Origin of the sequence: Coleofasciculus sp. H7-2, assembly GCF_042747725.1 — a bacterium.
Taxonomy (GTDB): Bacteria; Cyanobacteriota; Cyanobacteriia; order Cyanobacteriales; family FACHB-T130; genus FACHB-T130.
In genome coordinates, this window is sequence record NZ_JBHZGO010000026.1 from 24,954 (window position 1) to 33,805 (window position 8,852).

Below are 8,852 nucleotides of genomic sequence, written 5' to 3' on the forward strand. Positions count from 1 at the left end.
AAAATTTTTTCATGATTAATCGCAGTCAGCGATTAGCCGTTTGTTAAATTTAATACTTAGATCGTCGGGAGTAATTCGCCGCCAATCGCCGTTTTCCCAAACTCTTGAACCCTAGCTTTACTAACTGCCGCCGGATTGCCGTCAGCCACTTCCAGACTGTTAAAACAACCCGCCGAATCGCTTGGTGAAGCCAATTTCTCACCACCTGGAGACGGTGAGGCACCGTTGGCAGTCGCTGGAGGTAGACGACTTGTCTGGTAATAGATGCCAAGCGCCCTTCTAGATTCAGACCAAAGCTAGAGACCGCAGCGGCACCCTTTCCCAGCGTCACCATTTCTCCCAAGTGCAAATAGCGGAAGCGCCGTAAGGGTCTGCCAGCGATCGCTGCCCAAATGTTGCGGGCAGCACAATCTGCCTGTTGAAAAGCGGCTTGAGCAGTTGCTGGCACCCGTGCGCCACGGGGATTGTAAATTTCCGCCAAATCCCCCAAGGCAAACACTTCTGGATAGTCAACCAATTGTAAGGTAGGGCAAGAAATCAGTTGTCCCTGGCGATTATGCTGGCAATCGAGTTCGCGCACCCAATCGATCTGTCGGGTTCCAGCCGTCCAAAATACCAAATCTACAGGCAGAGTGTCAATCTGACCATCCCGAACCAAGGTGATTTGGTCAGGTTCAATGCGGTTGATGCTCGTTTCTAATTCTACCCGCACGCCACGAGCAGATAAAGCACGGTGAGCAGCAGCTTGAGTATGAGCGGAAAAGGTTTTAAGAATTTGATTGCCCCGGTCAATCACCAGCACTTGCCCTCGTTCCTGTAGCCGGTCGGCTATTTTACAAGCTAGTTCTACGCCATTGGGGCCAGCGCCAGCGATCGCGATCCGAATTTGTTTCTGCTCAGAAAGCTCAAACTCGCGCAGCTGTTGTTTAAGAAGCTCTACATCCGCCAAACTGCGAAAGGTTTGGGCATAAGTGCCAGCTCCGGGAACGCCCTCTAAGCGCGTCTCTCCCCCTACTGCCAAAACTAGGTAGTCGTAAGCGAGTACCTCACCGCATTGAAGCTTTACCTGGCGCGTTTGTAAATCAACCTCCTGAATCGTCTCTTGACAAAAACGAATATTTGTGTTCCTTAATAGCTTCTGATAAGAAGGAGCAATTTCCCACGCTTGCAGTTCGTCTGTCACCAGTTCGTATAGCAAGGGAGTAAAGAGAAAGCGATCTTTTTGCTCAACCAGGGTAATTTCGCATTTATTTGATTTCAGTAAGGAAAAACGGCGCAGGTACAAAGCAGTGTAAAGACCGCCAAAGCCCCCACCGAGAATGCAAATTCGGGTGGGAGTTGCGTTCCCAGACCCAGAAGAAGCAGAACTGACCTTTCTCCGATGCCTTGTGCCGTCTAGCTTGCCGTCCATATCATTGACAGGGGTGCGTGTAAATAAGCTTGATATCGAACCCTAATGGAAGATTAGCGATTAGCTATTGCGGCACTTTGGTTGTGGAGTTGGGTGCTGTCAGTTGCGAAGCGATCGCTGGCTTTAGCTGTTGAACCAGCTCCATTGCCCTGATTGTTCTGGCTTCCGGTTTCAGGTGATAGTGGGTATCGGCAAACAAGTTAGAGTCACTCTTCAAGTTCAACGAGTCCTTCTCGTAGATCAATGGAGCGATTTTGCTCAGTTCCTCAGCCGTCTTTTTAACGTTACTAACCGTCTTCTCATCGCTACTGTTAGCATATACCCACGGCAATGACAGCACTAAAGTCGCTCCCTTTGCCTCGACTTCTTCGCGGAATTTAGAGATCCGCTGAAGCGCGTGTTTAGATACGGGTTCTTCAAATTTCATCTGCCACCACTTCCCAGCGCGTTCTTTGGTCACGGTAGGGTCGCCACGTTCGTCAACCGGATCGGAGTAGTAGCCGGTCATTTTTCCGTTTTCAATCACCTCCAAGCTCGACTTAGTAATTCCTCTAAGAGTTGGAACCCCAAGCAGCATCGCGTCTAGAGCCAACTGTTTGGGAGGGATTCCTCCCAAACCGGGCTGTCCAATTGCCATCCCAAACGAACCAGAGCGATCGCCCAGCCCATCCTCATCCAACAGCAACAGGTACTCTGGAATCAGAAGCACGATATCGCCTGGGCGAACTTGACTCAAAATACTCGGAAGGATGACATCTAGACCAATTGGGCCATCTAACCCCATGTTGAATACGGGAATGCCGAGTTCTTGCTCCATTAGCTTGGTATTCAACGTGTAGTGCGCTCCAGAACCACCTGTTATCAGCAGGCGGTGGGGTGCTTCAATTTGGCTTGCCAGCGCCACCTTGCGTTCGTACATGGCACGCAGCCAGCTCAGTTCTCCACCGTAGCGCACGTTATAAAGGTACCCAACAGACCAGGCTAAGCCAGCAACCGCTATCCAACTAGCAAGCTTTAGAGGTTTCCACATTAGAACTCGAAGTAAATAAATTTAGAAGGGGTATTTGCAGCTAGCAAGATGGTCAAACCCAGAAGAACACGAGTTAACCAGGGAGATAACAGCAAATCATATTCACACGTCCGTTTTTGCCAAACTGCGAGGTGTTCCAAGAACAATTCCGCCGCTGTGAGAAAGAGTATCAAAACTAATACAGCTCCCTCATTCTCGCTAAAGGAACTCATTGCCTTTCCCAAATTTGAGAACGAGTACGCCCAAGGCGTCACCAGTGTTTGCAGCTTCTGTACCAGTCGAGTGATATCTGACTCCATGAAGAATAGACAGCCCAGCATCACTGAACCAAACGTTAGCGCCCACGATAAGAACTGAGGCATGAATAGACGTTCGCCAACGAAGCGGTAAAAAGGGCGACCCGCATATCGCAGAACTAGCAGTAACAAGCCATGATAGGCACCCCAAATGATGAAATTCCAAGCGGCTCCGTGCCAAAAGCCTGAGAGCGTAAATGTGACGAACAGATAAAATGCCGCCCACTGCTTCTTTGCGCCCATCAGGGGGAGGAAAACGTAGTCTCGAAACCAGGTACTCAGCGTCACGTGCCAGCGACGCCAAAATTCTTGGATGCTTGGGGAGGTATAGGGGGCGATGAAGTTAAGCGTTAGTTGAACCCCTAGAAACTTCGCTAAACCCAGCGCAATGAAGCTATATCCGGCAAAATCAAAGTAAATTCTTAGGGTGAATAAGTAGATAGATAGCCAGACTAGCCAGACATTTGCAGTTTCTTGCAAGTTGATGTACGGCGACAAGTTATCCGCCAGTACCAACTTCATAAACAAGCCCAAAGACAGCCACTTGAGACCATCCTCGAAGTTTTCTACAGAGAACTTAAAGCGGAATGATTCAATTTGAGGAAACAGGTCAGCTCGGCGCTCAATCGGGCCAGCGACGACTTGTGGGAAGAAGGAAACAAAGTTGATGTAATCAATAACTTTAGTTGGCTGCTTGTTTTTGCTTCTGAATGAATCCACTACAAAAGCAACCATCTGGAAGGTGTAGAACGAAATCCCTGGAGGAATTGCACCTGCTCCGGGAATGCCGCCTCTCTGCTGCCAACTCTCAGCAACTCCTCCCACAAATAGTCCTAGAACATCTTCCACAAAGAAGTTCACGTATTTGAAGTAGGCAAGGATGGCGATGTCGATCCCGATCACCGCTGCTGCGATCGCTTGCGATTCCCAACCTCGACGGCGCAACATCAGCCGCACCATCAAGTAGTTAAAGATAATCTCAAAGGCGAAGATGATAAAGCTGGAGCGCGACGCATTCATAAACAGCGTCAGCGACAGCACCATCAACCCGATGCTATCAAAGTAATCTCGCCAAATGTTCAGGTACTTGCCTATATAGCGAACCGTGAAAAGTGGAACGCCGATCAGAAGAAGTACCCACCAGAAGGAGAAATCAGAGAAATTCAATTGACTGTTTCCTCCATATTTTTTAGCAATTAAAAGTTAGTATCTTAATCGAGTATTTAGCGATTGGTAATTAGTCATCAGAAATGGGTTATCTTTCATTGTCCGGAGTTGAAGATTTACAGCCACCACAACAGCAAACAAAATTTTTAACCAGTTACCAATTCCCAATTACCAACCCGTTTATCTTTCTCTAGCTGCCGCTAATCCGGTTCCAGAGACCGCCCCAACCAGAAGACTTGGAAGATGCCTCTACTTTTTCCGTTTGGTCATTACTAGCTGCCTTTCCATTGCTTACAGCATCTGTAGATACTGCCGCTGAGACATCAAACTCTTTAACCAAGTATTCAGCAGATTTTTCAATAGTAGGGTAATCCCACAGCAGAGTCGAAGGAAGCTCGCATCCCAGCCAATCCTCTAAATCCCCAACTAAGGTGACAGCATCGATGGAATCCAGCCCGTAGCGCGTCAAAGGTTCGCGGACATCAATGGTTTTTGCATTGAGTGAAAGTTGCTTAGAAAGCTTGGTAACTAGCCAGGTTTGAATCGCTTCAGCCGGGGAGTTTTCAACAATCATACTGTCGTCTTGTAAATTGTTTTTGCTTAAATCTTCACTAGGCTTGGAGCTGGAGTTCTGAAGCTGCATGGGGTTTCTCCTCTTGTGATTGGGATTGGGCTAGTTGGAGGGGGACAATCGAAAACATCTTGTTTTCTCTGTCAAGCTTGAGAAGTTCTTGGGCAACATTCTCGATGTAAATGCTAGGAATGATACCTGATGAAGGACGAAAAGTCATCAGGAGTCTGTTGAGGCAAATTGCCAGCCATTCACCTTTGGCAAAAAAGTCACCCAAGATTTTTCGGTTGTAAATCCACATATGTACAGCTGCGGCGGCGGCGTGCAATGTGCAGTACTTCTTGGCTAGTTCAAATAACTCAGGAGACTGATCGTGTCCGTATTCAAAGCCTGAGCTTGCCAAGAATTCATCCTGTGCGTCGAGTTCTTCGAGGACAGTGCTTGTCAGTGTTATCAGCTTCTGCAACACTTCAGCATCGACGCTGGAATCCGTCTTTAAGTCATACAAGTGTTCTAGAGAGATTTCCAGACCTTGTAAAACGTCATCGCATCCCCGACTGAACAGCTCAAATTTTGCTCGTTCGCACGGCGGCAGAGGTGCCGCTAGAGAAAATCTGGATTCCAGACGCGATCGCAATCTCTCATAAGTAGCAGCATTTCTTTTCGCCCGGTATTTCGCCATCTGACGAAGCTGTAAAATCAGCGCGTGCAAGTTAACAACCGTACTGCCATCAAACACGCTAATAATGGCATTGTCTCTGGCAACCTTTTGGAAAATTCCCTCATCGTGACCTTCGCGTAAATAAAAGCGTGCCCCTAGAATCACGGAAAGGTTTTGAACAACCTTTTCCACAGCCGTCGGCACAAAATATTTCACGAAGATAGATGAAACGCTAGATTGTTCCGGCGCGACATGAAAACTTCTTGCCCCTGCAATCGTGACACAATCGCAAACCAAAATATCTAAAAAAGCCTCTACTAAAGTAGTCCGAGGGTGGGGAATATCAAAAACAGTTTTGCCGTACAGTTTCCGCCCTAGAGCAAATTTCAGCACCGTTCTAAGCGCTGTATCCGCCGATCCTAAAGAAAATGCTGCACACAAAGTACGAGTTAGGTGAAAGCCTTTCAGCCCTAATTCTAAACCCGCGCCTTCTTGCCCCAAACGCATTTCTTCAGGCACAAAGCAGTTATCAAAACGGATTCCGCTCATATCGGAACCGCGAATTCCCAAAGTCTTGATCTTAGGAAGATTGGAATAACCCGCTGGATCGATCTCGCTTTTATCAACAACAAACAGAGACAAGCTGCGTGCCCCACCACTGTCATCTGTTTTGGCAAGCACAACCGAAATTCCAGAAATTGTCGCTCGGTTGATTGGCCATTTTTCCCCATTCAGGAGATAACCACCAGGAACCTTAGTTGCCTGGACATCGCTGGCAACCAGGTCGCTTCCGTGTGCCCTTTCTGAATAAGCGAGACACATGGCACCATGCTTATCTTTAATAAACTTTGCTAGCTTTTGTTTCTGTTCGTGGGTGCCCGCCATCCAAACCAAACCAGACCAGAAAAGCGTGCTGAAAGTTATCGATGCCGTAAGGTCGCGTCTGGATAAAACTCTCACAAAAGCGATGAATTCTTCATAAGATTTCAGTTCGCCGCCGTATTCCACGGGGATGTGGTAGTGATGAAGATTCCAGTTGTAGAGCCATTCAACTTCTTTTTCTGGAAATTCTTCGCGCTCGTCCAACTCCATGACGCTTTTGAAGGACATCACACTTTCCGCCTGTGTCGGATCGCCTAAATCCTTTTCGAGCGCTTCAGCGACCCAGTACTGTTTTAGTTGATGCATTGAATTCTCCGTGTAATGGGTAATGGGTAATGGGTAATCGCAATTAGCAATTCCCAATCCCAATCGCTATTTAGGCATTTGCACTTTCTGCAACAGGGATTCTACTTCTCCCTTGAGACTTTGAAACTTTGCCGTGGCTTGAGGATTTTCGCTCCAATCCGCGACTACATCCAGACTTCCTGCTAAGAAAGCTGCTCGGCAACCCTGACGCTGAATCTTGCCGCTGGAAGTTTTCAGGATACTTCCAGGCTTCACCAATACCACAGCATAAACCTGTAGCTCGTGCTGTTCTGATACCACCTGACGGATGGCTCCCATGACCTCATTGTTGTCTAGATTCTGGGTATGGCGCTCGACTTCTTGGACAATTACCAGTCGCTCCTCGCCCACCATCACTGAAAACGCTGCGCCATGTTCGGGTCGAAGCGCTGCATGGCTTTCTTGTACAGTCCATTCAATATCTTGCGGATAGTGATTGGTGCCTCGGATGATAATTAAATCTTTGATGCGACCTGTGATAAATAGCTCACCATCTTTTAAGAATCCCAAGTCGCCAGTCCGTAGAAATGTCTCTGGACTTCGCCCCGCTTCGCTAACACCTGTATCTGCGATGCGTGCCTGGAAAGTGCTTTCCGATTCTTCGGGTCGCTGCCAATAGCCTTGAGCCACGCTAGGATCGGATACCCAAATTTCGCCGACTTCATCCTCTGCACATCGGGTGAATTTCTCTGGATGCACGATCGCTATCTTGGTATTGCCAACTTTAGTCCCGCATCCTACTACCGTCCGCACAATATCATGATTTTTGGAGGCTGGAACGACGCGATTTTTTTCCAATGCTGCCGGATCGAGATTGCACAAAACGGGTGTTGCGGTTTGTGCAGAGAAGGATACTAACAGAGTTGCCTCAGCCAATCCGTAGGCAGGACAAAAGGCATTCCACTGAAACCCAGACGGTGCAAAGGTTTCGTAGAAACTTTCCATGACTTGAGGGTTGATTGGCTCGGCGGCATTGCCTGCTGCACGCCAACTACTCAAGTCTAGGGTGGCGCGTTGTTCTGGTGTAACCCTACGCACGCATTGATCGTAGGCGAAGTTAGGACCTTGGCTATGGGTGACTTTGTAGCGCGAAATCGCCTGGAGCCAGTGAAACGGGCGTTTAATAAAGGCGAAGGGCGACATCACGTAGCAGGGGATACCGTTGTAGAGGGGTTGGATGAGTCCTTCAACCAATCCGTAATCGTGGAAGTAAGGCATCCACGCCACAGTCACGCTGTCTGGGGTATAGCCACAGGCTTTTTGGAGGTTCGCTGAGTGGAACATCACGTTGCCGTGGCTGAGCATCACACCTTTGGGGGTGGAGGTGGAGCCTGAGGTGTACTGGAGATACGCCAGCATATCGCTGGTTGCGGCTGGATCTTGCCAGGTATCAGCCAGAGACAGGTCTACCTGCTCGGTGTCAATCCAGCGCATCGCCTGAAATTCCGGAATCTTCTCGTCGTACTCTTCAACCAGGGAAAGAATTCCAGAGGTGGTTAGCACCAATGAGGCTTGGGCATCTTTTGCGATCGCTTGCAGTCTGGGCAAGGTTCGCTTCAGTCGCCCCGCTTCCGGTGGGGGTACGGGAATGGCAATCGTTCCGGCGTATAAGCAACCGCAAAAAGCAGCGATCACTTCTAGACCTTGTGGATAAAGCAGCAGTGCCCGCTCTCCCTTAGCATTATGCTGTTGTAGCAAGGCAGCGATCGCTCTCGCTTGACGATCGAGCTGTGCATAAGTGAGCTGGGAACCTTCTTTCTTGCCATCAATCAGAAACGTATAAGCTAGCTTTTCCGGCTGCTGGAGTGCCCTCCACCGCAGCAGTTCAACCAGCGTAGAAAAATTCTGAGCTGTAGAAGAATCAATATCGCCTGGTGTGACGGTGTTCATAAGTACTGATGGAAACCTGGTAGCTTTATTGAGAAGTGGTCGCGGCACCAGAAAGTTGAGAGCGCTAGGTTAAGAACTACGATTCATTTTCTTTATTGTTTTTGTTCGGATTTTAAAAAAGCGTCTAACTTGAACAATCATGGAAGCTACAGATAGTGGTCTTGAGTAAAAAGATCAATCTTTCGGTGGTTTTTCAATTTTGATCTGATGTCTATCTTGAAGACTAGTAATTCTACGAATCTTTATCAAAAAAATATATTTGAACCCCCAGACTAAATACGTCAAATAACTTATCCTACATTGCTTTTCTTGATATGGCACCTAAAAAGTTTTATAAAGATTTTGTAAAGTTATTTCATTATTAAGCAGGATTAATCTGTCATCTAAATTACAAACAGTAAATTTTTTTTACAAAAGCTGGTTTCCGGAAGATGTGACTACCAGCAAAGTTTAACCCCTTTGCTAGTAGGGATTATCCCTCTTCTGTCACTTTCCGAATATAATGAATAAAGAAATTGAAAAATAAAACTCTACACAGTAGGTAGGGCAATGGATGTAGAATTACAAGTTTTCAAACATTTAGCTAGAGATGCCCATCC

Annotated in this window: 6 protein-coding genes; all 6 read right to left on the minus strand. The window is 47.6% G+C overall.

Going from position 1 to position 8,852, the window contains the following annotated elements; all coding sequences use genetic code 11:
- Positions 1 to 49: 49 nt before the first annotated feature.
- On the minus strand, positions 50 to 1,411 hold the full coding sequence (locus tag ACFW2W_RS06405; protein WP_378174860.1) for an NAD(P)/FAD-dependent oxidoreductase: 1,362 nt from the start codon (positions 1,409 to 1,411) through the stop codon (positions 50 to 52).
- Between the two features lie 64 nt (positions 1,412 to 1,475).
- On the minus strand, positions 1,476 to 2,441 hold the full coding sequence (locus ACFW2W_RS06410) for a hypothetical protein (RefSeq protein ID WP_378174863.1): 966 nt from the start codon (positions 2,439 to 2,441) through the stop codon (positions 1,476 to 1,478).
- Positions 2,441 to 3,904, minus strand: coding sequence for an MBOAT family O-acyltransferase (locus ACFW2W_RS06415; protein ID WP_378174866.1), 1,464 nt, complete (start codon positions 3,902 to 3,904; stop codon positions 2,441 to 2,443). Before ACFW2W_RS06415 ends, ACFW2W_RS06410 begins: the two co-directional genes overlap by 1 nt.
- A 190-nt stretch (positions 3,905 to 4,094) precedes the next feature.
- The gene (locus ACFW2W_RS06420) at positions 4,095 to 4,547 is read right to left on the minus strand and encodes an acyl carrier protein (RefSeq protein WP_378174869.1); all 453 of its coding nucleotides are present in this window, start codon (positions 4,545 to 4,547) and stop codon (positions 4,095 to 4,097) included.
- The gene (locus ACFW2W_RS06425) at positions 4,516 to 6,324 is read right to left on the minus strand and encodes an acyl-CoA dehydrogenase family protein (RefSeq protein WP_378174872.1); all 1,809 of its coding nucleotides are present in this window, start codon (positions 6,322 to 6,324) and stop codon (positions 4,516 to 4,518) included. The genes ACFW2W_RS06420 and ACFW2W_RS06425 overlap by 32 nt, the downstream gene beginning before the upstream one ends.
- Before the next feature lie 66 nt (positions 6,325 to 6,390).
- Positions 6,391 to 8,253 (minus strand): fatty acyl-AMP ligase, encoded by a 1,863-nt coding sequence (locus ACFW2W_RS06430; RefSeq protein ID WP_378174875.1) that lies wholly within the window; start codon positions 8,251 to 8,253, stop codon positions 6,391 to 6,393.
- Between the last annotated feature and the right edge of the window lie 599 nt (positions 8,254 to 8,852).